Annotated in this window: 22 protein-coding genes and 1 pseudogene; 4 read left to right on the forward strand and 19 right to left on the reverse strand. The window is 70.4% G+C overall.

The features are described 5' to 3' along the window. Nucleotides 1-153 precede the first annotated feature (153 nt). The 3 genes from ACIQNG_RS21540 to ACIQNG_RS21550 form a co-directional block, all read right to left on the reverse strand. On the reverse strand, nucleotides 154-1,449 hold the full coding sequence (locus ACIQNG_RS21540) for an FAD-binding oxidoreductase (RefSeq protein WP_401486973.1): 1,296 nt from the start codon (nucleotides 1,447-1,449) through the stop codon (nucleotides 154-156). 97 nt (nucleotides 1,450-1,546) lie between these two features. After that, nucleotides 1,547-2,062: a hypothetical protein gene (locus ACIQNG_RS21545; RefSeq protein ID WP_401486974.1), complete on the reverse strand. Its 516-nt coding sequence runs from the start codon at nucleotides 2,060-2,062 to the stop codon at nucleotides 1,547-1,549. An 82-nt stretch (nucleotides 2,063-2,144) separates the two neighbouring features. Continuing rightward, nucleotides 2,145-2,510: a hypothetical protein gene (locus ACIQNG_RS21550; RefSeq protein WP_401486975.1), complete on the reverse strand. Its 366-nt coding sequence runs from the start codon at nucleotides 2,508-2,510 to the stop codon at nucleotides 2,145-2,147. A 139-nt stretch (nucleotides 2,511-2,649) separates the two neighbouring features. Here ACIQNG_RS21550 and ACIQNG_RS21555 point away from each other — a divergent pair, with 139 nt between their 5' ends. Next, nucleotides 2,650-3,969, forward strand: coding sequence for a glycosyltransferase (locus tag ACIQNG_RS21555; protein WP_401487160.1), 1,320 nt, complete (start codon nucleotides 2,650-2,652; stop codon nucleotides 3,967-3,969). On the opposite strand, the gene ACIQNG_RS21560 is transcribed toward ACIQNG_RS21555, so the two are convergent. The 11 genes from ACIQNG_RS21560 to ACIQNG_RS21610 form a co-directional block, all read right to left on the reverse strand. Then, a complete protein-coding gene (locus tag ACIQNG_RS21560; protein ID WP_401486977.1) occupies nucleotides 3,960-5,129 on the reverse strand; it encodes a DegT/DnrJ/EryC1/StrS family aminotransferase in 1,170 nt (389 codons plus the stop codon). The two genes, ACIQNG_RS21555 and ACIQNG_RS21560, sit on opposite strands and share 10 nt — an antisense overlap. Next, on the reverse strand, nucleotides 5,126-5,644 hold the full coding sequence (locus ACIQNG_RS21565; protein WP_401486979.1) for a flavin reductase family protein: 519 nt from the start codon (nucleotides 5,642-5,644) through the stop codon (nucleotides 5,126-5,128). The genes ACIQNG_RS21560 and ACIQNG_RS21565 overlap by 4 nt, the downstream gene beginning before the upstream one ends. Before the next feature lie 49 nt (nucleotides 5,645-5,693). Continuing rightward, nucleotides 5,694-7,244 carry a tryptophan halogenase family protein gene (locus ACIQNG_RS21570; protein ID WP_401486981.1) on the reverse strand — a complete coding sequence of 517 codons (1,551 nt, stop codon included), beginning with the start codon at nucleotides 7,242-7,244 and terminating at the stop codon, nucleotides 5,694-5,696. A 41-nt stretch (nucleotides 7,245-7,285) separates the two neighbouring features. Then, nucleotides 7,286-8,149 (reverse strand): HpcH/HpaI aldolase/citrate lyase family protein, encoded by an 864-nt coding sequence (locus tag ACIQNG_RS21575; RefSeq protein WP_401486983.1) that lies wholly within the window; start codon nucleotides 8,147-8,149, stop codon nucleotides 7,286-7,288. Between the two features lie 10 nt (nucleotides 8,150-8,159). Next, nucleotides 8,160-9,317, reverse strand: a complete 1,158-nt coding sequence (locus ACIQNG_RS21580) for a Glu/Leu/Phe/Val dehydrogenase dimerization domain-containing protein (protein WP_401486985.1) — start codon at nucleotides 9,315-9,317, stop codon at nucleotides 8,160-8,162. Continuing rightward, nucleotides 9,314-10,570, reverse strand: a complete 1,257-nt coding sequence (locus tag ACIQNG_RS21585; protein ID WP_401486987.1) for an FAD-dependent oxidoreductase — start codon at nucleotides 10,568-10,570, stop codon at nucleotides 9,314-9,316. Before ACIQNG_RS21585 ends, ACIQNG_RS21580 begins: the two co-directional genes overlap by 4 nt. A gap of 64 nt (nucleotides 10,571-10,634) precedes the next feature. Further along, the gene (locus ACIQNG_RS21590; protein WP_401486989.1) at nucleotides 10,635-11,753 is read right to left on the reverse strand and encodes a DegT/DnrJ/EryC1/StrS family aminotransferase; all 1,119 of its coding nucleotides are present in this window, start codon (nucleotides 11,751-11,753) and stop codon (nucleotides 10,635-10,637) included. Nucleotides 11,754-11,828: 75 nt separating this feature from the next. Further along, a complete protein-coding gene (locus ACIQNG_RS21595) occupies nucleotides 11,829-12,611 on the reverse strand; it encodes a class I SAM-dependent methyltransferase (protein WP_401486991.1) in 783 nt (260 codons plus the stop codon). Beyond that, a complete protein-coding gene (locus ACIQNG_RS21600; RefSeq protein WP_401487161.1) occupies nucleotides 12,608-13,780 on the reverse strand; it encodes a glycosyltransferase in 1,173 nt (390 codons plus the stop codon). The genes ACIQNG_RS21595 and ACIQNG_RS21600 overlap by 4 nt, the downstream gene beginning before the upstream one ends. 142 nt (nucleotides 13,781-13,922) lie before the next feature. Beyond that, nucleotides 13,923-15,149 carry an FAD-dependent oxidoreductase gene (locus ACIQNG_RS21605; RefSeq protein ID WP_401486993.1) on the reverse strand — a complete coding sequence of 409 codons (1,227 nt, stop codon included), beginning with the start codon at nucleotides 15,147-15,149 and terminating at the stop codon, nucleotides 13,923-13,925. Between the two features lie 112 nt (nucleotides 15,150-15,261). Continuing rightward, nucleotides 15,262-16,173 carry a ParB/RepB/Spo0J family partition protein gene (locus ACIQNG_RS21610; protein ID WP_401486995.1) on the reverse strand — a complete coding sequence of 304 codons (912 nt, stop codon included), beginning with the start codon at nucleotides 16,171-16,173 and terminating at the stop codon, nucleotides 15,262-15,264. Between the two features lie 911 nt (nucleotides 16,174-17,084). Between ACIQNG_RS21610 and ACIQNG_RS21615 the strand changes: the two genes are divergently transcribed. Next, nucleotides 17,085-17,768 carry a hypothetical protein gene (locus ACIQNG_RS21615; RefSeq protein ID WP_401486997.1) on the forward strand — a complete coding sequence of 228 codons (684 nt, stop codon included), beginning with the start codon at nucleotides 17,085-17,087 and terminating at the stop codon, nucleotides 17,766-17,768. 159 nt (nucleotides 17,769-17,927) lie between these two features. On the opposite strand, the gene asnB is transcribed toward ACIQNG_RS21615, so the two are convergent. From asnB to ACIQNG_RS21630, 3 genes and pseudogenes are all read right to left on the reverse strand, one after another. Beyond that, nucleotides 17,928-19,754 (reverse strand): asparagine synthase (glutamine-hydrolyzing), encoded by a 1,827-nt coding sequence (gene asnB, locus ACIQNG_RS21620; protein WP_401486999.1) that lies wholly within the window; start codon nucleotides 19,752-19,754, stop codon nucleotides 17,928-17,930. After that, complete coding sequence (locus tag ACIQNG_RS21625; RefSeq protein ID WP_401487001.1) at nucleotides 19,682-20,212, reverse strand: MFS transporter; 531 nt, start codon at nucleotides 20,210-20,212, stop codon at nucleotides 19,682-19,684. Before ACIQNG_RS21625 ends, asnB begins: the two co-directional genes overlap by 73 nt. Before the next feature lie 200 nt (nucleotides 20,213-20,412). Then, nucleotides 20,413-21,126 (reverse strand): annotated as a pseudogene (locus tag ACIQNG_RS21630) (MFS transporter); the annotation flags it as partial. 486 nt (nucleotides 21,127-21,612) lie between these two features. On the opposite strand from ACIQNG_RS21630, the gene ACIQNG_RS21635 reads away from it, so the two are divergent. Both ACIQNG_RS21635 and ACIQNG_RS21640 read left to right on the forward strand, forming a co-directional pair. After that, nucleotides 21,613-21,999, forward strand: a complete 387-nt coding sequence (locus tag ACIQNG_RS21635; protein ID WP_401487003.1) for a hypothetical protein — start codon at nucleotides 21,613-21,615, stop codon at nucleotides 21,997-21,999. A gap of 12 nt (nucleotides 22,000-22,011) precedes the next feature. Continuing rightward, entirely contained in the window at nucleotides 22,012-22,677 is a 666-nt protein-coding gene (locus ACIQNG_RS21640; RefSeq protein ID WP_401487005.1) for an SDR family NAD(P)-dependent oxidoreductase, read from the forward strand. 107 nt (nucleotides 22,678-22,784) lie between these two features. Here ACIQNG_RS21640 and ACIQNG_RS21645 read toward each other — a convergent pair whose 3' ends face one another. Together ACIQNG_RS21645 and ACIQNG_RS21650 are read right to left on the reverse strand one after the other, a co-directional pair. Continuing rightward, nucleotides 22,785-23,192 carry a RidA family protein gene (locus tag ACIQNG_RS21645; RefSeq protein WP_401434789.1) on the reverse strand — a complete coding sequence of 136 codons (408 nt, stop codon included), beginning with the start codon at nucleotides 23,190-23,192 and terminating at the stop codon, nucleotides 22,785-22,787. Nucleotides 23,193-23,395: 203 nt separating this feature from the next. Next, nucleotides 23,396-23,941 (reverse strand): YciI family protein, encoded by a 546-nt coding sequence (locus ACIQNG_RS21650; protein WP_401487007.1) that lies wholly within the window; start codon nucleotides 23,939-23,941, stop codon nucleotides 23,396-23,398. Nucleotides 23,942-24,064: the final 123 nt, after the last annotated feature.

A 24,064-nucleotide genomic window follows, 5' to 3' on the forward strand; every position in this document is an offset into this window, starting at 1 on the left:
GCCCTTCCCCTAGCGGCGTCCGACGCAGAGGAGAATATGGCTCGGGAATCATCGGTGACAAGATTGAACAGGGCGCCCGGATCGTTTGCGCGCACCGCCCGGACAGCACGACTCGGGGGAATGCCGGCCGGTCCGGGCGGTGCAGATCGGGGGTCAGCTACGGCCGCGCGGCCCGACGCTGAAACCGGGGCTGACGCCGACCTTGGCCGTGCCGAACGGCTCCAGTGCCCAGCCGGGGTTGGCCTGGTCGTAGGCGGCCCCGGGGTGGGTGACCGACACGAGCGGGTCGACCGGTGCCACCGCGGCGACGAGGTACTGCGCATCGCGGCCTTGCACGGTGTCGGGGACGGCCGCGGGACGGGCCAGCGCTCCCCCGAGGTGACGGATGTTCACGATCACCATGGTGGGTCCGGTCAGCCGTGCCAGGTTCTCCAGGGCCGTCACGTCGAGGGCGTCGACCAGGAGGTTCTCCCCGATGAACGGCCCGGGGTGGTCCGGCTCGGCGTGGACCCGGGGGTACTCGGCGAACGGCATCGGGGCCAGGGTGTCCTCGATCGGCTGCGCCTCCTTCCGCAGTGGCGCGACCAGCCGCTCGGCGTCCTCCTCGGCGCCGCGCAGCGCGACCGCGACGCGCGCGATGCGCCGGCCGCGCAACAGGGGAGGCAGGTAGTCGAGGTCGGGGAAGGACATCACCCGCAGGGTGGAGGTGAGCGCGTCGGGCACCTCGGCCGTCCACTCCCGGAAGGCGTGCAGCACCGCCGGGTCGCCCTCCGCGCCCGTCGCCCCGATGTCGAAGGTCAGCCCGCCGCCCTGCAGACGCCGCTCGGGCAGCAGGCCGATGGTCATCTCGGTGACGACCTCGCCCCGCACCGGTCCGCTGCCGCGCAGTTGGGCGAACCACTCGGCGTCGTCCGGCCCGACCTCCCGCTCCTCGCCGTCCTCGGTGACCACCGTGAACGAGCGGACCAGATCGCTGGCCCAACCGTCGGAGCGGGCCAGCAGGCTGATACCGCCGCCGAGGGTGTAGCCGACGGCACCCACACAGCCCAGGCTGCCGCTGGGCGGCACCAAACCGTGCGGTGCGGCCGCCGCCATGACGTCGTTCCAGGTCGCCCCGCCGCCGACACGGGCGGTGCGGGTGACGGGATCGATCAGGACGCCGTTCAGCCGACGCAGCGTCAGGACGACTCCCTCGTCGGCGGAGAAGCGCATCCCGTGTCCGGTGTTGTGCACGGTGACCGGAACCCCGTGCTCGCCGGCCAGCCGCAGCACGGTCCGGACGTCCGCGACCCGGTGTGCACCGACGACGAGGTCCGGCTGGTGGCGCAATCCGAGCTGGAAACCGGCCAGTTCCTCGGTGAAACCACTGTCGTCAGGCAGCAGTACCGGGCCCGCGACGGAATCGGCCAGGGCTCCGGCAAGACCGGATGCCGCGTTGGAGAGGGTCATATCCATCCTCGTATGGGACTTATGGAACTTATGGTGCGCACTGGGCCTCTTCGGCGTTCTGGACAGCGCCGGGTGGTGGCCCGCGGGCATACGGAGATCAGGCACCGGTCGTGGAGCCGGGGCGGACGATCATCAGGACGACCACGACGGCCCAGAGCAGGTTGAAGATCCCGGTGACCATGGCCAGCCGCGCCGCCGCGGACCGGGTCGCCTCCGCGGTCGCGGTGTCCACGTCCGCACCCGCGCCACCGTCCGCCGCCGCACCGGCGGGCTGCGCGAGCAGCCGCTCCTGACCGGGCAGGATCGCCATCAGCAGCAGGGCCGCGGCGATCGCGGTGAGGACGATCGAGACGATGAGCCAGGCATCGCCCAGCACGCCCATCTGAGCGCCGGTGGCAAGACCGAAGACCGGTACGGCGACGCCGACGACGGTGTACCCCCGGCAGATCCGGTGCAACAGCGCCGCGGTGGCGGGGGTGCGCTCCTCCCCGCTCGGATCGTCGTCCCCGGCCTGCGGCTTGACGAAGCGGGGGAACATCGACGCCGCAACCGTGATCGGGCCGATCGCCACGATCGACGCCAGCACATGCACCGAGAGCAGCAGTTTGGTCACCGGGGGTCCCTCCTGAATTGCCTGCCAATATGTTGGCTACCAACTAATTGGTACCACAGATCAGCCCACTTGAGTAGGCTGCCTACCTGTTTCCGGCCTGCTGCGGCGCTGCGGACGGTGCCGCCGGGCCGAGCCCTTCGAGCAGGTGGGTGGTCAGCTCACGGTTGGTCAGTTCGGCGGTGCTGCCGGTGTGGCGGACCTCGCCCGCCGCGCCGCGCCCGGCGACCACCTGGATGCCGGCGCCGGCAGGCCCGCGTTCGCGGATATCGCCCTGAACGGATGCGATACGTCCGGCGACCGATTCGGGATCTGCCGGATTCCCGGCGTAAGTGAGCGTGTCCAGCACGGTGGCACGAGGCCGGCGTCCCTGCCCTTCTCCATCGGACACGAGCATGCGTATGCAGGAAGAGCCGATGAACCCGGCTCCTGCGGTCACGGGTATCTGCATGGAACACACCTCCAGAAGCCATGCTTTCCTCCCGGGTGCCGTTCGGACAGATCAACCCCGCCTGAACGGCCGACTTCTGGGTTAGCGTTCCGCCCACAGCAAATAATAGGACGAGAAGAGAGGAAGAGCCTTGGCGAATGTGCTCGTGGCGACGGCGCCGGCCGAAGGCCATGTCAATGTCATCATGCATCCGGTGAAAGAGCTGGTACGCCGCGGAAACACGGTGACCTGGTACACAGGCAAGGTTTTCCAGGAACGCGTCGAAAGGACCGGTGCCCGGTTCTCGCCCATCGTCTCCGGATTCGACTACGGCGGCATGACACATGACGAAGCGTTTCCGGAACACACCGGCCTCACCGGCGTAAAAGGAATGATCGCGGTCTTCCGGGACGTCTTTCTCAGCACCGCGCCCGACCAGCTCCGGGACCTCTCGACGCTGGCCGAAGAATTAAAGCCGGATGTGGTCGTCACCGACGAAACCACCTATGCGGGCGGGTTCCTAAGCGAACTGAAGGGGATTCCGCTGGTCTGGATGGCCACCTCGGTCTACACCCTCAGCAGCCGCAACACCGCACCATTCGGCATGGGCCTGAGACCCTCGTCCTCGGTCCTCGGGCGGCTGCGCAACCGGACGTTGAAGTGGACCGCGGACCACGTCATCATGCGCGAACTGCGCCGTGCCGCCGACCGAACGCGGGGCCAGGTGGGTCTGCCGCCGATCGGCGCCGGAGCGTTCGAGAACATCGTCCGGATGCCGTCGCTGTATCTGCTGGGGACGGTGCCGTCCTTCGAGTACCCGCGCAGCGATCTGCTCCCGCAGACCCGCTTCGTCGGCCCCCTCACGGGCGCGGCGACCGACGCGTTCGAGCCGCCGGCCTGGTGGGGCGACCTCACGGCGTACAGCCGGGTGGTGCATCTGACACAGGGCACCGTCGCCAACGAGCCGGAGCGTCTGCTGCGGCCCGCGATCCGCGCGCTGTCCGGTCTGGACGCCCTGATCGTCGTCACCACCGGCGTCCCGCCCGAACAGCTCGACCTGGGTCCGCTACCGGACAACGTGCGGGTGGAGCGGTTCGTGCCGTACCACCAGCTGCTGCCGCATGCCGACCTCCTCGTCACCAACGGCGGCTACGGCGGTGTGACCGCGGCGCTGACCAACGGCGTGCCGCTCGTCGTGGCCTCGGCCACCGAGGACAAGAACGAGGTCGGCGCGCATGTCGGCTGGTCCGGGGCCGGACTGCACCTCAAGAGCGGGGACGACCTGGAGCGGCGGCTGCGTGCGGCGGTGCAACGGGTACTGCGTGAGCCCTCGTTCCGCGCGCGGGCGCAGGCGCTCGGCGAGGAGTACCGCGCCCACGACGGGCCGCGCCGCGCCGCCCAGCTCATCGAGGAGCTGGCGGGCGGCGACGGCCCGGATGCGGCTGCCCCGGTGCGGGAGCGGCCCGGCCGTCACGCGTAGCGGACCGCGGCGGCGATCACGTCGCTGATGCGGTCCACGTCGTCCGGCGTCACCGACAGTCCGGTGGGAAGGGCCAGCACACGCTCCGTCAGCGCCTGGGTGACCGAGAGGTCGACGGGCGTGTGCACGGCGTTCTGCCGGTAGGGCCGCACCCGGTGGCAGCCCGGCGAGAAGTACTTCTTGGTGCGGATGTTCTCCGCGCCGAGCATGTCCGCCAGCCGGTCGCGGTCCAGGCCGGCCGCCTCGGGGTCCACCTGCACGACGATGTACTGGTGGTTGTGGGTCTGGCCGTCCGGCGCCGCCATCAGCGTGACGCCGGGCACCGCCGCCAGGCCCTCCCGGTAGCGCAGGTGGTGCGCCCGGTAGATCTTCAGCATGTCGTCCAGGTGCTCGATGGACGCGATGCCCATCGCCGCCGACGACTCGTTCATCTTCGCGTTGGTGCCCGGGCCGACGACGTTCATCGCCTCGTCGAAGCCGAAGTTGTGCATCGACCGCACCCGGGCGTGGACGTCCGCGGAGTCCGTGGCGACGAGCCCGCCCTCGAAGCAGTTCAGGATCTTCGTGGCGTGGAAGCTGAACACCTCCGCCGTCCCGCTCGGAACCGGCAGCAGGGGCCGGCACCCGAACGACTGGGCCGAGTCGAAGACGAGGGGCACGCCCGCCGCCCGGGCGACGTCGTCGAGTCCGGCCGTATCGCAGAGGTTGCCCCAGATGTGGACGCCCAGGATGCCGCCGGTGCGCGGCGACACCGCCTTGGCGACCGAACGGGGATCCAGTGTGCCCGTTTCGGGGTCGACGTCGGCGAACACCGGTGTGAGGCCGATCCAGTTCATCGCGTGGGCGGTCGCCACGAAGGTGAACGACGGCATGATCACCTCGCCGGTGACACCGCACGCCTTCACGGCGACCTGCAACGCGGTGGTGGCGTTGTTCGTCGCGGTGTTGTGCGTACGCAGCGTCCGCCGTGCCGCGAGCCCCTCGAACTGCCGGACCAACGGGCCGAGGTTGCTCAGCCACCGGCGGTCGATGGCCTCGTTCACCAGTTCCAGATAGCGCTCCTTGGCGGGGACGTTCGGCGTCCCCACCCTGATGTCCTCGGTGAAACCCGGCGTACCCCCGTAGTACGCCAGGTCGCTCCGAGACCGCTTGGCCCTCATGTCGTCGGCCACACGGCGTAACTGCGCAACCCGTGGATCAGCGGTTGCGGGGCCGGCGTCCAGATCAGCGACCGCTCGACCTCGCCGAAGACGACCGTGTGGTCACCGACCAGCTCGGTCCTCAGCACCCGGCAGTCGGCCACCGCGTGCGCCACGTCCGGCAGATGCGGGCCGCCGCAGCCAGGCGCGTCCTCCCACTTCACCTGGTCGAACCGGTCGGACGCACCGGACGCGAACAGCTCGGCGACCGGGCGCCCGACCTCGCTCAGCAGGTTGACCGAGAAGCGGCCCGAGTCGAGCACGGCGGCAAGAGTCGGGCTGCCCTTCCTGATGCACACCAGGAGGGTCGGCGGCCGCAGCGTGACACTGCACAGGGACGAACACGTCATCCCCCAGGGCCGCCGCGCCCCGTCGAAGGCCGTGACCACCGTGACGCCGGTGGGAAATTTGGCCATCAGCTCGCGAAACTCACCGGGTGCGAGAGTGGCCGCCGAAGGGGTGTTGGGTGCGATCATCCCCGCATCACCAGGTTTCCTTCCGTAGCAGGCATGGCCGTGTCCCGCGTCAGTGCATCTGGGCGAGGTACTCGTACTGACTGGGCAGGCTGCGGACCAGCTCACTGCTGGTGGACCGGACCCGCGCGAACTCCTCGGCGGCAGCGCTGCCGTCCATCAGGTCCAGCGCGCCGGGCGCGCGCAGCGGGATGCCCTTCAGGCCCATCAGCATCGCTACGTAGGAGTACGCCTCGAAGCCGTGATAGTGGGGGAAAATGCTCTCCGCGTCCGGCAGCTTGCTCTGCCACTGCTCCAGCCGCCCCGCCAGGGCGTCGGGCACCTTGCGGGTCTTGGCGTCCTTCCAGTACGCGCTGTCGCTGCGCGCCGCGCCCCGGTAGTGGAGCACCAGGAACTCCCGTACGCCGTCCATGCAGTGGTTCACCGCGCGGTTGTAGGAGTCGCGCAGTTGCTCCGACCAGTCGGCCTGCGGGAAATGCTTGACCAGCTGCTCGATGCCGTGCTGGATGAAGAAGATGCCGGTCGACTCCAGCGGCTCGACGAATCCGCTGGACAGGCCGATGGCGATGCAGTTCTTCGCCCAGGAGTTGCGGCTGCGGCCGATCCGCATCCGGATGTGGTTGGCCTCCATGCCTTCCGCGTCCGGACCCACGAACTCGCGCAGCGTGCGCTCGGCCTCCTCGGGCGTGGTGTAGTCACTGGCGTACACGTAACCGGTGCCGATCCGGTCGAAGAGCGGAATCGTCCAGATCCAGCCGGCCTCCATGGCGGAGGCCCTGGTGTACGGGGCGATGCCCTTCTCGGCTGTGTCCACCGGGACGCGCAGCGCCACGGCACGGTCGTTGGGCAGCGTGTCCTGGTAGGAGACGAACGGCTCCTCCAGGGCGCCGTTCAGCAGCATGCCCTTGAACCCGGTGCAGTCGATGAAGAGGTCACCCTCCAGGTCACCGTGGCCGCGGGTGGCCACCGCGGAGATCCAGCCGCGGTCGTCGAGCTTGACGTCCACCACGTCGTCGGTCACATGCCGGACCCCGCGGCTGACGCCGTACTCCGTGAGGAACTTCGCGAGCAGGGCCGCGTCGAAGTGGTAGGCGTACGGGAACTGCGTGTCCTGTTCGGTGAGGGTGGAACGGAAGGCGGCGCCCCCGGGGCCGAGTTCGCTGCTGCCGCGTTCGAAGAGCGTGCCGTCCATGCGGCGCGGGGAGCGCAGGGTGTCGCCCAGCTGCGCCATCACGAAGTTGTCCACGTCGAACCGGTCCGACGGCTGCTGCTTGAGCCACCAGTCCGTCAGCGGGAAGCCGTCGACGACCCGCAGCCGCTCGAAGGGGTGGTAGAAGTGCTTCCCGATCTCCGACCAGTTCTCGAACCGGATGCCCAGCTTGTACGTGGCGTTGCAGGCCGGCATCCAGTCGGTCTCCTTGAGACCCAGGTACTCGAAGAAGTGCCGCACAGTGCTGAACGTGGCCTCGCCCACGCCGATCGTCGGGACCCGATCGGATTCCACGACGGTCACCGATATCCGGTCCCCGAAGGCGGCCTTGAGATAACTGGCGCTCATCCAGCCGGACGTGCCGCCGCCCACGATCACTACCTTGTCGACCATTTTCTCTCCATCACCTTCCGGTTGGGTTTTCCTGACAGGTTTCAAGGACGGGGCAGGCCGCGCAGTGAATCGGGCAGACGGTCGAGATTCACCATGTTGCACCAGGTGCTGGCAGGCTCTTCCATGCCGTTCAGGGCGCCGTACTCCTCGCCGGCTTTGGTCAGCATGAAATGCAGATCGCTGGCCAGTCCGAGGAAGGTGAAACCGTCGTCGATGCGGTCCCGGACGGAGGCGGCGTCCCGGCACAGGGTCCCGAAGGCAATGCCGTTCTCGCGGCAAGCCTCGGTGACCGTGCGCACGGCGTCCTGGAACGCCGGCTCCTGGCTCCAGAACCTGGCCGGCAGACCCAGCGAGAGGTGCAGGTCATTGGGGCCGATGAAGACCAGGTCGATGCCCTCGACGGCGAGGATCTCCTTGATGTTCGCCACGCCCTGGGCGGTCTCGATCTGAACGCCGACGACCATCTCGTCGTTGGCCTCGGCAAGGTAGGTCGGAGTGTTCACACCGAAGCCCACCTGCGGCGTCATGCCGCCGCCGCCGCGCTCCCCGCGCGGGGGGAACCGGGCGAAGCGGACCGCGTCCGCGGCTTCGTCGGCCGTGTTCACCATGGGCACGATGACGCCCTGGGCGCCCGCGTCCAGGGCGTGCTTGATGTGGTCGATGGTGCCCGCGGCGACCCGGGCGACCGGGGTGGTCTCACCGCCGCTGAGGTCGGAGATGGTGCCGAAGATGTGGCTGGCCGTGGTGTGGTCGACGGGTGTGTGCTCGAAGTCCACCAGCATCCAGCGGAACGCGCCCTGAGCGACCAGGAGCCTGGTCGCCGGAACGCTGTGCAACTGGAGCCAGGTGCCGACCGCCGGGCTCTCCTGACGGATCAGTTCAAGCGTCTTGTTGCTGCGTAGCATGAACCTGTGTCTACTTCCGGTTGTCCACGTGCAGTCCGTGGGTGAGCAGGAATTCTTCGATTCGTTCGGTGATCGCCGCGAAGATCGACTGAATGGTCTCCCGATCGGACCGTTCCGTCTTCAGCAGTTCGGCGAACAGAAGGGCCGCGCCCGAATTGGAGACCCATTCGGGAATGATGGTCACGCCCTGCTCGGTCCAGTGCGCCTTCACCTCGGGGCTGGAAAAGGCGTTGTTGGCACCGCAGACCATCACTCGGCCGGAGCCACGCACGAACTCGCGCATGACCCCGTCCGTCACCGCGTAGCGGGTCGCGCACGGCGTGAGCACGTCCGGTCCGGACACGGCGACGAACTCGGTGAGGAGTTCCTCGTCCGACTGGTCGGCGCTGCGCGGCACCCATGTCCAGCCCCGGTGCGGGTTGTCCCGGACGAGTTCGCCGAAGGCCGGCCTGTCCTCGCGGGCGGCCCGGCGGCGCAGCAGCTCCGCGATGTCGATGCCGTCGGGGTCGACCAGGTAGCCGTCCTTCTCGCAGATGCCGGTGACGACGCCGATGCCGCGGGAGGTGAGCGAGTCGGCCGCGTTGGAGCCGACGCTGCCGAAGCCCTGGATCCCGACGCGAGGCGTGCCGCCGGCGGACAGACGGATCGCCTCGGCGACCGAGTGGCCGGTGGCGGCGTCGTCGACGGTGGCGTGGTCGTTCCAGGGCTGCGACAGCCGCTGCGGCATAGCGGGGGCCTGGGAGGGGATGCCGGCGTGCCGGGCCAGGGTGGCGGCCATCGCGACGAAAGCGGTGGGCAGGGCGAGATCCTCCCGCGCGATGCGCTCAATGACCTCCCTGCTGGTGTAGAGGTCGGCGCCGGTGCTCCACTCCCGTGCGATGACCTCCCGGTGCGCGATCATGAACCGGCGCAGGACGTCCTCGGCCTGCGGGGAGGTGGGGTCGAACCGGATGCCTCCCTTGCCGCCGCCGAACTGCGGGCGCTGCAGGGTGTTCTTCAGCGACATCGTGGCGGCGAGATCGGCCACCTCGGACAGGGTGACCCGCGGGTGCATGAAGAGGCCGCCGCCCGAGACGCCGCCGGTCAGGCTGTGGATGACCAGCCAGCCCTCGGCCTCGGTCCGGTCGTCCCGCCAGTGGAACACCTTGGCGAGTTGCGTCGTGCTCACGTGGTGGTCACCCTCCGATCGGCCGCCGCGCCGTCAGCCGCCGCAGGGGTGCGGCGGTCGCGTGAGGAGTACATGTCGAGTGCTTCCCGGTAGCTGGAGCTGACGAAGTTGACCAGGGTGGGAAGCGGGGTGGTGCCGGAAGCGGCGGGGCGCGGCCCGGTTGCGTTCAGCTCGTCGTGGTTCGCGAGGGACAGGGCCGCGGCGGCCTCGTGTTCCGGTACGCGTTCACGCTGGAACTCGGCGAGGGCGGTGCCCTGTTCGTCCGGCGACTTCTGAAGCAGCCGCGCCAGACCGGCGCAGTCCTCCAGGCCGAGGTTGACGCCCTGTCCCAGGAACGGCGCCACGGTGTGTGCCGCGTCGCCGAGCAGCACGACCGAGTCGCCGTGCACCACCGGTGCGCAGGTCAGGACGGAGATCGCGCTGACCGGCGCCCTGGAGGGCCCACGGTCGACCGGCCGGTAACTGTCCGCCGCGTCGGGGAAGTTGCGCCGTAGGAACGCCCTCAGCTCCTCCTCCGTGGCGAGGTCGGCGAAGGTCGGGGCGCCCTCCCGCGGCAGTACGAGCGTGCAGCGCAGGGAGCCGTCGCGGTGGGGCAGGCCGACCATGAAGAAGCCGTCCCGGGGCCAGACATGGATCGCCGTCGGGGTCATGCGCTCGTTTCCGGGCATGGGGCGGAGCGTGACCTCGCGGTACTCGACGCCGGTCTGCCGCTGCCGGGCCTGCGTCAGACCCTGCTCGGTGAGCCGACCGCGGACCACCGAGTGGGTTCCGTCGGCGCCGACGAGCAGGTCGTAGGCGACCTCGGACTCCTGCCCCTGTCCGTCGGTGAACGTCACCCGCCGGGCGGCGAAGTCCACGCCGGTGCACTCGGTGTCGAAGGTGAACCGCACGTCCGGGCCGGCGCTTCGCAGCAGCAGCAGGTTCAGGTCGTTGCGGTCGATGGACAGGTTCTGCCAGTCGGCGCGCCCGTACCCGGCGGCGACGATGCGACCGTCCGGCTCGTGGCGCACCCGGCCGCCGATCGGCACCACCAGGTCGTCCAGCGCGGCACGGTCGCAGTGACCGTCCAGCGCCTCGACACCCCTGGGCGACAGCGAGAGATTGATCGTGCGGCCGTCGTACCGCAGGCCCTGCTCGACGTAGTGCGGGCGCTTCTCGTAGACCTGGACCGTGTAGCCACGCCTGGTCAGGACCTGGGCGGCCAGACAGCCGACCGGTCCCGCTCCGACCACCACCGCCCTGGGCGCGGACATGCGGGTACTCCCTTCTGAAGACATGTGGAATCGACCCGAGTCTCTGCCGAGATCCGCCGGGTTCTCAGGCTCCGTCGACGGCGGCCAGGACGGTGCGCAGGCACTCGATCACGCGGTCCTGCCGTTCCGGGGTCAGGGAGGGGTACATGGGGAGCGAGAAGATCTCCCCGGCCAGTCGTTCGGTGACCGGCAGTGCGGTCTTGGCCGCCTCCAGGTGCGCGAATCCTGCCATGGTGTGCACGGGCCACGGGTAGCTCACGTTGAGGCGGATGCCGTGGTCGCGCAGGCGCTCGATGATGGTGTCGCGGGACGGGTGCCGGACGACGTAGACGTAGTGGACGTGGTCGTTGCCGGGTGCGGTCTGCGGCAGCACGAGGCTGGTGTCGCTGAGGGCCTCGCGATAGCGCTCGGCGACCGCGCGGCGGGCCGCGATGTAGCCGTCCAGACGGCGCAGCTTGCGCCGCAGGATCTCCGCCTGCACCTCGTCGAGGCGGCTGTTGTGGCCCGGGAGGGCCTCGACGTAGTAGCGCTCCTCCATCCCGTAGTAGCGCAGGCGGCGCAGGTTCTTGTCGACCTCGGGGCGATGGGTGATCGTCGCGCCGCCGTCGCCGTACGCGCCCAGTACCTTCGTCGGGTAGAAGGAGAACGCGGAGGCGGCGCCCGTCGTGCCGGCCAGCCGGCCGTGCTGCCGGGCGCCGTGCGCCTGGGCGCAGTCCTCCACGATGTGCAGGCCGCGCCGGTCGGCCAGTTCGACGACCGGGTCCATCGGCACGCACTGGCCGTACAGATGCACCGGCAGGACACACCGGGTCCGCTCGGTGACGGCGTCGGCCAGCTGCGCGGTGTCCATCAGGTACGTCACCGGGTCGATGTCCACGAACTTCGGGGTCGCCCCGGTGCCCATGATCGCCACCACGGTCGGCGCCGCGGTGTTGGAGACGGTGATGACCTCGTCCCCCGGGCCTATGCCCAGCGCCTCCAACGCCAGCTTGACCGCGTTGGTACCGTTGTCGACCCCGACACAGTGCTCGACACCGTGGTACGCGGCGAATTCATTTTCAAATGCGGAAACGCTCGGACCGAGAATGAGCTGCCCCGAGGAGAACACCGAGTCGACCGCGTCCAGAATGTCATCACGCTCGGCGGCGTACTCATCCTGATAGGACCACACCAAGGTCGTCATCCGAATCTCCAACCTCGTTTTCGCCAACGGCCCCACCCTATCCCGGGACCGACTTACGCCGACATGTTCAGAATTTTACGGACGGGCCGCGGACGTATCAGCGAGGGTGCCTACGAAAACTCCCGGGCCGCCATTGCCAAGATCGACGAGTTCGGCGTCCAGACCGGCTTCACGGAACGCCGCGAGATATTCATCCCGGGGGAACAGAGCCATCACGTGTTCGTCGGTGAAGTGCCAGATTCCCTCCCCCGGTCCGGCCACGACGTAGTGCACCGTCATATGGCTGCTGGCGCCCTTTCTGACCGTGTGCGAGACCCGGGCGAGCGTCATTCCCTCGAACTCGACCACATCGCCGCCGACATAGCCGCTCACAAAGTTCTCGGAGAACCACCAGGGCTCCACCAGCAGCACTCCGCCGGGCCGCAGATGGCCGCGCAGACAGCGCACCGCGGCCCGCAGTTCGGCGCCGTCACGGATATTGCCGATCGCGCTGAACAGGCTGGTCACCGCGTCGAACCGGCGGCCCAGATCGAAGTCGCGCATGTCCGCGCGGTGGAACGGAACGCCGGGCAGCCGCTCCCGCGCGTAACGGAGCATCGGCTCGGCGAGGTCGGCGCCCTCCACCCGGTCGAAGACCGTGGCGAGATGGTGCAGATGTGTGCCGGGCCCGCAGCCGACGTCCAGCAGCTCGCGGGCGTACGGGTTCCGTTCCCTGATCAGCGCGGCCACCTTCGCCGCCTCGGTCGCGTAGTCCTTGCCGCGGCCGAGGTAGATCGCCTCGTAGAGCGGTGCGACGTCGTAGACGGTGCGTGCCGCGGCCAGCGCACGACCCCACTCGGTCGGGGTGGCGGTGGTCATCCGGCTCTGCCTGCGGAGCGCTCCACCAGGTCGGTGAGCCGGCCGACGATGTCGAGCGGGGTCGCCAGGCCACGGATCTCCTCGCGCACCTCCTGCGCCGCCGTCCGCATCTTGTCATCTGCCAGCACCGATTCGAGCAGCTCGCGCCCGACCTCCTCGGGGGGCGCGGTCGTGCCGACCCCGCGGTTCACGACGGCGTCCATGATGAGCGGTCGTCCGAGGCCGCCGAACTCGGGCATGATCTGCGGTAGTCCGCTCATGACCGCGCCGAACGCCGATCCGGGGCCACCGTGGTGGATCACCAGCGAGCTGCACGACATCAGCGAGACCAGCGGTGCCCAGCCGAGCGACGTCACGTTGTCCGGCAGCGTGCCGAGGGACTCCAGGTCCACATTGGGGGCCGCCAGGACGAACTCGGCGTCCATGTCGGGGGCCGCGGCCACGACGTTCCGCACGACGCGGGCGGTCTCCACCGGGGGCGGGCCGCTGCCGAACGTCACGGCGATCCGCGGTGTGTCCCGCCTGGCGCCGATCAGGTAGTCGTAGGTCTCGCGCGGCAGGACGCCGCCGCCGTTGAAGGGGATGGTGCCCATCAGCCAGGAGTCCGGCTCGATGGCGCCCATGCTGGGCGGCGTGATGTCGATGGTGGCCAGCACCTCAGGCAGCTCCACGCCGTGCGCCTCGAAGAGGTCGCTGTGCATCTCCCGCATGAGCTGCGGGGAGCCGTCGGTGCGGACCAGGCCGAACTCGTTGCGCACCGCGGGCACACCGAGCTTGGCGGCGGCGACGAGGGCGGGGGTGAGGAGCGGGGAGTAGACGACGACGTCCGGGCGCCACTCCTCGGCGGTGCGGATCATCGCCTCGACCATGTCGGGCTGGAGACGCAGGGCTCCGGCGACGGCCAGGCCGATGGTCTCGTGGTAGTCGGGGTCCAGGGCGTCGTTGTTCAGCCTGTCGATCAGATCGGGGCGGTGCTGGGCGAGCCTGCCTTGCATCTGGGTCAGGGAGAGGCCGGGGGCCACGTCCACGCAGCGCACGCCCGCCTCGCCCATCATCAGGCCGGGGCCGCACGAGGCGACGAGCACTTCGTGGCCGGCCATCTGCAGGGCCCAGCCGAGCGGCACCATGGGGTAGGCGTGACCGGCACCGGGACTGATCATCATGAGCACGCGCAAGGCGCATCATCTCCATTCGGGAACGCGGGGGAGGTGTGGGGGCGGGTCGACAGGCGTTGGCACAAGGACGCCGGGTCGACGCCAGTGGGTCGACGCGCGTGGGTCGACAGCCGTGGGCCTAGGCGGGGCGCACGGTTCAGCGAAGTTCCGGAATGGGGCTCTCCGGTCGCAGTCCGATGCCGATCGTGCGGGCCGGGCCGGCCTGGAGCAGGGGAAGTCGCTTGAGGACCCGCAGCACCACCGGCGTCGCGGACTTGCTCTCGCCCCGCACCCACGGCTCCAGGAACCGAGTCTGCAGAAACCGCTGGAGCCGCTGCGTCGCCACCGTCGGCGGCGTGCGCCGCTTCTGGACGCGGGCCAGGTGCTCCTCGGTGACCGTGCCGGATCCAAGCGGCCCGGCCAGGATGTTGGCGGCGGCCACGGCGTCCTGGACCGCGAGATTGATCCCCACCCCCATGATCGGCGACATGGTGTGGGCCGCATCGCCGATGCACAGCAGCCCGGGACGCCACCAGCGCGGGAGCCGGTCGATCTGGATGTCCAGCACCTTGACGTCGTCCCAGCTGCGCACCTCGTGGACCCGGTCGGCGAGGAAGGGGGTGAGTTCGCTCAGGGTCTGCCGGAACCAGTCCAGGCCACGCTCCTTGACCTCCTCGTATCCACCCTTGCGGACGGTGTAGGCGGTCTGCCAGTGGGTCTGCCGCTCGATCCGGACGAGCAGCTTGCCGTCGGAGAGCCGGCCCACCATCCCGCCCGGGTCGCCCTCCTTCTTGGAGAGCTGGAACCAGAGGATGTCCATGCCCGAGCCGAGGACCTGCGGCCGCAGCCCCGCGGACCGGCGCAGCGCCGAGCGGCGGCCGTCGGCGGCCACGGTGAGGTCGGCCCGCAGCTCGTGCTCACCGCTCGCGTCGCGGTAGCGCAGCCCGGTGATCCGGCCGTTCTCGGCGAGGGCCTCGGTGACCTCGCAGTGACGCCGGAGCTGGAAGTTGGGGAAGCGGTTCGCTTCTTCCACCAGGAAGTTGAGGAAATCCCACTGCGGCAGGAACGTGATGTGCTTGAACTTCCCCGGCAGCCGCCGGAAATCGGCGAGCGTGAAGGTTCCTTCATCGGTGACCACGTGCAGTTGGTGAATGTGCTGATGGGCCAGTTTGAGGAATTTCTCCTGCAGGCCCAGTTCTCCCATGAGGCGGAGCGTCGAGGCGTGTACGGTGTCGCCGCGGAAGTCGCGTAAGAAGTCGTCGTGTTTCTCCAGGACCACGGTATTGACTCCAGCCCTGGCCAACAACATACCGAGCATGAGTCCGGCGGGCCCCGCCCCGGCAATGGCACACGTCGTGCTACTCGTTCCCATGTTCCCCCACATTCTGTGTTCATCTCTCGCCGAACGCCGCCGTCCAAACGAAACACACGACCGGAAGACGAGTGAGAATCTACCTTCGTCGGAATGGACACCGGAATGTTCAAGCGGGACAACATCATCCGCCGGTTCCGGTCCGGGACACCGCCTCCTGTTCCAGTTGCTCGGCGAGCTCTGTCCATTTGAGCGCGCTGTGCCGGGCCAGCATCGCGACGACGTCCGTGCAGTGCGTGGGCAGGTTCATCACGATGCTCGTCCATGCCGAGGTGTCGAGGTCGTGCATCGCGAGCAGGCGCAGCACCACCCGCCCGGAATCCGTGGAGCGCAGTGCCGGATCCCTGCGCAGCCGCTTGAGGAGTTCCGCGGTGGGCTGCGGAGGGGCCTCGCGCGCGACCCGTGGGGCGTTCTGCCGGGACCGCTGCTCCGCGGCCACCGACCGGCTGCCACTGGGGACGGGATCCTCCCCGCGCCGCAGCCGCATCTTGACGTCGTGGGCCGTGCCCAGCGAGATGCCCGCGGCCCTCGCGACCTCGCGCAGGCTCGTGTCCGGCCGTTCGGTGAGCAGCCGACCGGCCTCTTCCCGCCCCTGCGCCACACGCTGGGGATAGACCTTGCCGTCCTTGCCGATCCGGGTGTTCAGGTGCGGATCCTCTGCGGCTGAACGCCGGATCCGGGCGACGGTCCGGGCGGACAGACCAGTCACCAACGCCGCATGACGGTCCGACATCTCGGGGTTTTCGCGCAGTAATCGCCCCGCTGCGCCCACGCGCTCGGCATACGACAGCGGCATGCCGTGCGCCGTGTTCAGGCGCACCGAGATCGCGAACAGCTCCCGCTCCGGTACGTCGAGCAGGTAGGCGTCGATGGTGGCGTCACCGCGGCGCCGGGCGGCGTCCAGCCGGTGCATCCCGTCCACGACGCGCCACGTGGGCCGGTGGACGACTATGGGCGGAAGCCGCGCCTCGACCTCGTTGAGGATGTCGACATGGTCCTGGTCGATCCCTTTCGTCCGCGGCGAGTCCGCGGGCATCAGGGAATCTATCGCAACCGATCGGCGTTCCAGGGCGGCGAGCCCCAGCCGCGCACCGTCGGCGGTCAGCTCAGGAAGTACTTCGGACAGACTTGGCCGGAAACGCTCAACTGTTTGTGTATGCATCAACGTTCAGCCCTCAAGGCACTGATCAGTGCTGGGTCGTCAGGTGGTGCGGCGGTTGGTTTGAATCAGGTACCGGGGTGCGCACACGGAAGTGCGCCGATCCGGGAACCGGGTTCAGGCGTGGCAGAGCAACGCTCACAACTGCCGCGCGCCACCGATACGATGGGAAGCCGAATACGGAGTCTCAGATACCGGTCATCGCACACGATGCCGGAAGAGACAATTCCGACGGGTAGGGCAGGGAGCCGGAGTACGGCTCTGCCGACGACGAAGCAGAAAGATGTCGGAAGGCGAAGACCCGCGGCCCTGCGTCGCACACCGATTCAGCGCCCTGAGACACCCCGTACCTGACGGGCAGGCGGAGTGCGGGCGGGAAGGTCCCTTTACGCCCCGCTGGTCACCACTTTGCGATGACTTGACCGTCATCGTCCATCACAGGCTCGGTGGTCAGGCGACTCAGCGCACCCCAAGCACAATCGCGTCCATCTTGCGTCAGACAGCACATGGCCCCCTTGTCTGCAATTCCCCGTAACGCAGGTTGAAATCTAATCGACATACCGATCATGGGCAGCGTCGTTCAGCGATTCGGTTCACCTTCCGGCCAGCCCCGGGGCGAGGGCGGCGGAACCGTGCGCAGCTGGGAAGCTCATGTTGATCAGGTGCTACTCCGTCCCGCGTGCGAGGCCCGGGAACAGGTTCCGTACCGGCGGTCAAACGGCACCCTCAAGATGCCGGAGCGCACGCCATCGCCGCGGTGTCCGCGCATGAATGGCACCATTGCCACCATGGCCTCCCTGGCAACGGCATCCGCCGTCCCTCTCACTCGCTCCGCGGTCTTCGCGGCGGTCTGTGCGACGACGACGGCGGCCGGGCACGCCCTGACGACCGGACACGCGCTTCCGGTCCGGGTCGTGGCGGGAGCCTTCGCCGCGGTGCTCGCCCTCGCCTGGTGGCTGTCGGACCGCGCACGCGGATCCGCCGTGGTGATCGGCGCGACAGTGGTCACCCAGTTCGCACTGCACGCGGCCTTCACCGCGTCCCAACTGCCCGCCGGCCACCGGCGCGCGCACGGCACACCGCGCTCTCCGGCCCACTCGGCGCACTCCGACGAGGCGATGGACCGGCGCCACCACGCTGTGGAGGCCGCTTCCCCGCTGGGCGACCGGTTGGCCACGGCAGCCATGCACGACGCCTCCACCGCGGTGTCGCTGGCGCACGTCGCGGCCGGGCTGCTGTGCGGGCTGTGGATGTGGCGGGGGGACGCCGCCGTGGTCCGCCTCGGGCGTGTGCTGCTGCTCCTCCTCTGCGCTCCGCTGGAGCTGGCCGGGCGGCTCACCGCGGCCGCCGCCTCGAAGCGGCGCCCGGACGCCGGGCCGCCGGCGCACGACGAGGTCCCGGCACCGGTCCGGATCCTCCTCCATCACGTCGCCTCCCGCAGAGGCCCGCCGGTCCGCCTCCGCCTCCTCTGACACCGTCCGTCACGGCCGAGCCGCTCCACAGGTGCGGGCCTTGGTGACGGGCGAGGAGACGGCACACCTCACCAGCTGCGGGACCACCTGTCCCCTTCCCTCTCTCGTCCTGTCGACGGCATCACCGCCTTCCTTGGCCCGCGTCATGAACCGGGCTCCTCACACGGCGAGTTCCGGCTTGTGGTGGTTCAGCCACAGCGCCAGGTCGACGACCCGCTCAAGACGCAGGCGGTGGCCCCATTCCAGTCGGTCCGCCGGGGTGTCCAGGCAGGGCTTGATCCGGGTCTCGTCGGCGATGGCGCGGACCTGGTCATCGGCGAGCGCGTCGCGGGCCATCATCTGCAGTCCGCGGTTGTAGTCGGGGTGGTGCGTGGCCGGATAGTGGTTCTTGGGCCGGTACAGCACCGAGTCCGGCGCGAGGCCGGCGCCCATCGCGCGCAACAGGCTCTTCTCCCGGCCGTCGAAGCTCTTCAGGTCCCACGGGGTGGCGAAGGCGTACTCGACCAGGCGGTGGTCGCAGTAAGGGACGCGCACCTCCAGTCCCTGTGCCATGCTCAGCCGGTCCTTGCGGTGCAGCAGTTGGCGCAGCCAGCGGGTCAGGGACAGGTACTGCATCTCGCGCTGCCGGTGCTCAGCAGGCGTCTCGTCGTCCAGGTGGGGAACCTCGGCCAGGGCGCTACGGTAGGTGTCGGCGCGGAACTCGCCGATCCGCAGCGCGAGTTCCGGGTTGAGCGGCATGGCGGCCTCGTCCCCGGTGACCAGAAGCCAGGGGAAGGTGCCGGCGTTCAGCGCCTTGGGGTGGTGAAACCACGGGTAGCCGCCGAACACCTCGTCGGCGGCCTCGCCGGACAGGGCGACGGTGGAGTGCCGGCGGATCTCGCCGAAGAGCAGGTACAGCGAGGTGTCCATGTCGCCGACGCCGATCGGCGAGTCCCGGGCCACGACGACCGCCCGCCGGTGCTTGAGGTCGAGCAGGGAGCGCGGGTCGAGGACGACCGTGGAGTGATCGGTGCCGATGAAGGCGCCCGCTTCCGTGGCGTACGGGGTGTCGTGACCGGTGCGCAGCACGTCGCCGGTGAACTGCTCGGCCTGGTCGCTGTAGTCGACGGCGTACGAACGGATGCGGGCGTCCGGCCCCTCGCGCAGCCGGAGTTCGTCGGCGAGCAGGGCGGTCAGCACGGTGGAGTCGATCCCGCCGGACATCAGGCTGCACAGCGGGACGTCGGCCTCCAGCTGACTGCGTGCGGCGGCGCCCACCAGCTGCCCGACGCGTTCGACGGTGGCCTCCCGGTCGTCGGTGTGCCGACCGATCTCCAGCTGCCAGTAGCGGCGTTCACGGATGCCGTCCCGGTCCAGCAGGAGCAGGCCGCCCGGCTCCACCTCGCGGACGCCCGACCACACCGTGGGGCCGGTGTTGAACAGCAGGCTGTACGCCTCCCGGAGTCCGTCCGCGTCCACCCGGGGCCGTAACTCCGGATGGGCGAACAGGGCCTTGGGCTCGGAGGCGAAGGCCAGCCCGCCGTCGACCGCGGCCCAGAACAGCGGCTTGACGCCGAGCCGGTCGCGCACCAGCAGCAGCCGCTGCGCCCGTTCGTCCCAGACGGCGAAGGCGAACATGCCGTCCAGGTGCTCGCCGAGGCCCTCGCCCCATTCGGCGTACGCGCGCAGCACCACCTCGGTGTCGCTGCGCGTGCGGAAGCTATGGCCGCGCCCACGGAGCTCGGCCCGCAGTTCGTGATGGTTGTACACCTCGCCGCTGTAACTGAGCACGGCGGTCGGCACGCCGGGCCGGTCGGGCATCGGCTGGGCGCCGCCCTCGACATCGATGACGGCCAGCCGCCGGTGGCCGATCGCGGCGTGCTCGCCGAGCCAGACGCCGCCCGCGTCGGGGCCGCGCGGGGTGAGGGTGGCGGTCATGGCTTCGATGACCCGCGTCTGCGGGCGGACGTCGTGGTGGAAGGACGCCCAGCCGGTGATTCCACACATGGGGCTACTCCTGGGTGAGGGGTACGGCGACGGACTTCTCGGGCACCCGGACGGGCGGACAGGGCGAGCAGGGGTACGGCGAGACAGGCGGCGCCCGCGGCCAGCGCCAGCCCGGCCCGCGCCCCGCCCGACGAACCCGCCAGGCCCCAGGCGGCTGTCGCCAGGGCCGGACCGAGTGTGAAACCGAGGCTGCGGGCGAGTTGCATGGCCGACCCGATCGTGGCGGCCCGGGCGGGCGGGGCGGCGCCCATGACGAGGGCCTGGATGGGGCCGCCGTTCAGGCCCATGCCGACGCCGGCCAGCGCCAGCCGCCAGGCCACGTCGGACGGTGACCAGCCGTCGCCCAGCGGAACGAGCAGGAGCAGGCCGAGGGCGGTGAGGCAGGCGCCGAGGACGGCGACGCGCCGGGGGCCGTACCGGTCGGCGAGCCGTCCGCCCAGGGGGCCCGCCAGGCCCATGCCGAGGGGGAAGCCAGCACGGTCAGCCCGGTGGCGGTGGCGCTGACCCCGTCCTCCCGCTGAAGGTGCTGGGCGACGACGTAGTGCATGGCGGCGAACCCGGCGGCCATCGACAGCACCGCGCCGTGCACCGACAGCAGCCCCGAGGCCCGCAGGGCCCCGGTCACCGGGCGGCCGCCGGGTCCGCGCAGCCACCACCACAGGGGCGGTACGGCGGCGACGGCGAGCGCCAGCCAGGCGGGGCCGTCGGAGGCGAGGGTCAGGGCGAGGAGCAGGACCGTGACGCCGGCGGCCACGAGGGAGGAGTCGGCCAGCGATCGCCGGTCGGGGGCGTGCAGCCGGCCGTCCCGGGGCATCGTCCGTCGCACCACGAGCAGCGCCAGCAGGCAGAACGGAATCTTGACCAGGAACACCCAGCGCCAGCCCAGTTGGTCGAGGAGCAGCCCGCCCACCGCCGACCCGGTCACCGCGCCGAGCGGGCCGAGGGTCGCGGGTACGCTCATCGCCCGCCCGCGCGCCTCGGGCCGTACCGACCTCATCGCCAGCACCGGCATCAGCACGAACAGCACCGCCGCACACGCGCCCTGCCCGACCCGGGCCGCAATCAGCCAGGCCGCCCACGGCGCCAGGGCGGCCGCGGTGCTGCACAGGGCGAAACCGGCGGCGGCGGACAGCAGCGCGGCCCGCAGGCCCACCCCGTCCAGCCACCGGCCGACCGGCAGCAGCAGCGCGACGACGGGCAGTTGGTAGCCCAGCACCGCCCACTGCGCGGTCGCGGGGGAGACGTTCAGGCCGTCGGCGATGTCCGAGAGTGCGACGTTGACGATGTTCATGTCCAGCATCGCCACGAACGAGAGCACGCCCGCTACGGCCACCAGGGACCAGCGGTCCTCGTTCCGGGAGCTGCCGGACATACGAATCCTCCCCACAGGTGGGCTGCCGAGCAGCAGCCTCCGTCTCAGACGTCGGGGGAGGATGGGGGTGAGTTCCCGGGATGTCCACTTTCCGGAGCTGCCGGGCTGGGGCGGGGTGGGTGCGCAGCCCGGCGCTTGCGGGGTGCCGCTGCGCCCACCCGTGCCGCCCTGGGGGCATTCCCAGGCCCTCAAGACCCCGCTCGGCCGGGCCGGACAGCACCACTTCCTGACAGCCGGGCTGATCCAAACGACAGGCCCCTGGCTGGCACAGCCGGTCCACGGTGCCGTAGCTCCCTGGCCGTATGACGTCACCGGCCGCGATCAGCGCCTGCGTCCGCCCGTCCACGCAGACCAGGACGGGTGGGTGCGCCGCAGTCTCCGCTGTGGAGAGAGCATCCGCCGGGGCCTCGGGCAGTTCGCCGTCCGGTGCGACAACCTCGACCAATTGCCCTTCGGCACGGCCGCACGCCCTGGCCCGTCGTAGCGGTGCGGTCGGCCACCTCCGGCAGCGGGCGACCGGTCCGGTTCCGCACCGCGTACGCGACGATCGCGCGGCCCAGCGGGTGCGATGGTGTCCAGCTCGCGCGGAACCAGCGCTTCACTCTCCACGAACTCACCGACCAGGGACGGGCGAGGGTGACCCGGGTGACCGCGCGGGACGGGCCGGTGACCCTGACCGGCGAGAAAGGGCGGCCGTACGTGCTCGTGCCGGTGGGTGGCAAGGCGCCGCACCGGGACGTGCGGTACGGCGAGTCCAGCGGGCTGACCGACCCCGGCTTCCGTGCCGACGCGGGCCCGGACGGCACCGCATCCGCTTGTCCGGTCCGGGTCGAGCGCGCGTCGGTGAGGGGTATCGGGTGCCGGTCGTGCTAGGAGGTGTGGTTCATGACCACCATCGCCATCATCGGGGCCGGACCCGGTCTCGGCACGGCCGTCGCCCGGCGCTTCGGACGCGAGGGATTCACCGTGGCCCTCATCGCCCGCGACCGGGAACGCACCGAGGCCCTCGCCGCCGAGTTGGGCCGCGAGGGCGTCACGGCCCGTGCCTTCACCGCCGACGTCCGCGCCCCGGGTGCGCTGTCCGCCGCGCTGGACGCCGCCTCGGCGGCGCTCGGCCCGATCGAGGTACTCCAGTACAGCCCGGTGCCGCAACGGGACTTCATGCTGCCGGTGCTGGAGACCGGCCCCGACGAACTGACCGGCCCCATCGAGTTCTCGGTCTACGGGCCGGTCACCGCCGTGCGCGCGGTGCTGCCGGGGATGCGGGAGCTGGGCCGGGGCACGGTCCTGTTCGTCAACGGCGGCACGGCCGTGGTCCCCCACCCCGAGCGGACGGGCACGTCCCTCGCCTTCGCCGCCCAGAGCGCCTACGGCCATCTCCTGCACGACACACTCGCCGCCGACGGCATCCATGTCGCCCAGCTCGTCATCCCCGGCGCGATCGTCCCGGGACACCCGCGCAAGGACCCGGCCGTGCTCGCGGACACGCTGTGGCGGTTGCACACCGAGCGGCACGGATTCCGGCATTTCGCGGACGACCTGAACGCCTGAACACCTGGGACGCCGGGGCTCACGGGCTCACGGGCTCACGGGCTCACGGGCTCACGGGCTCACGGGCTCACGGGCTCACGGGCTCACGGGCTCACGGGCTCACGGGCTCAGTCGAGCACGGCCGTCGCCTCGACCTCGACCAGGTGCTCGGGCACGTCCAGCGCGGCGACCCCCACCAGGGTGCCGGGCGGGACCGGGGTGGCTCCCAGCCTGGCCGACGCGCGCTCGACCCCGGCCAGGAACCGGGGCATCTTGTCGGGCGTCCAGTCGACGACGTAGACCGTCAGCTTCACCACGTCGTCGAAGGTGCCGCCCGCCTCGGCGAGGGCCGTGGCCACATTGAGGTAGCACTGCTCGACCTGGGCGGCGAGATCACCCGCGCCGACAGTCGTCCCCTCGGCGTCCCAGGCGACCTGACCGGCCACGAAGACCAGCCGCGAGCCGGTCGCGATCGCCACCTGCCGGTACACGTCGATCTTCGGCAGCCCGCTCGGATCCACCAGGGTGACGGCCATGTCGCACTCCTCCTCGTCAGGGGTACCCACGGCACTGCGGCCGGGGCACGGAGAGCGCTCCTCGCTCTCCTGGGGTTACTCGGGAACCGTAGGAGAGTCCAGGCTGACGTGGAAGAACGCACTTTTCGGTGACCCAGGAACCTGAAGGTGACCACGCGGCGCCGCGCCGCGCAGAGCCCCCCGCCGCCGTACTCGTCCGTGGCCTACGAGCGGCCCCCGCGCTGCCAGCGGTGCGCGGTGAGGGTGACCGGTCGGCCGGCGAGCCGGTCGGCGAGCGGCTGGACGACGGACACGGCCTCGTCGGGCGGGGCGCTCACGGCGGCGACGATCCCGGTCGTGCGGGCCGACTCGTCGTCCACGAGGGTGGCGAGGAAGTCGACGCGGCTGCCGTCGGGGAGGGTGAGGCCGTCCGTGCGATGCGGGGCGGGGGACCATCGGCCGGTCACGAGGGCGGTCGAGGTCCCCGTGGCCCCGGAACGCAGGACGACCGTTCGGGAGATGACGATGTCCGCGTAGAGACCGGCCCGCCAGAACGGCTCCTCGTGGCCGAAGCGCTCGGCGTCCGCGCGGCCGGACAGGTCCACGACGTGGACGCTTCCGGTGTGCTCCTCGCCGTCGTCGGAGAGGGTCGGTCCGCGCAGGACGAGGCGGTCGGCGAAGCGGTCCATGTACGACCAGTGCTCCTCGGACCGGGCGACCAGTTCCGCTCCGACGCCTGGCCTGTCCTGCGCATGGAGGTAGAAGTGCATGGCGCGACGGTACCCAACCCGCCCTGTCCGGGGGAGGTCCGGGGCGATGCCCGGGGTGCGGTCCGGGGTGCGGTCCGGGGTGCGGCGCCCGCTGGTTGCGCCGCCCCGCCCAAGAGTTGATCT

Origin of the sequence: Streptomyces sp. NPDC091377, assembly GCF_044757045.1 — a bacterium.
Taxonomy (GTDB): domain Bacteria; phylum Actinomycetota; class Actinomycetes; order Streptomycetales; family Streptomycetaceae; genus Streptomyces.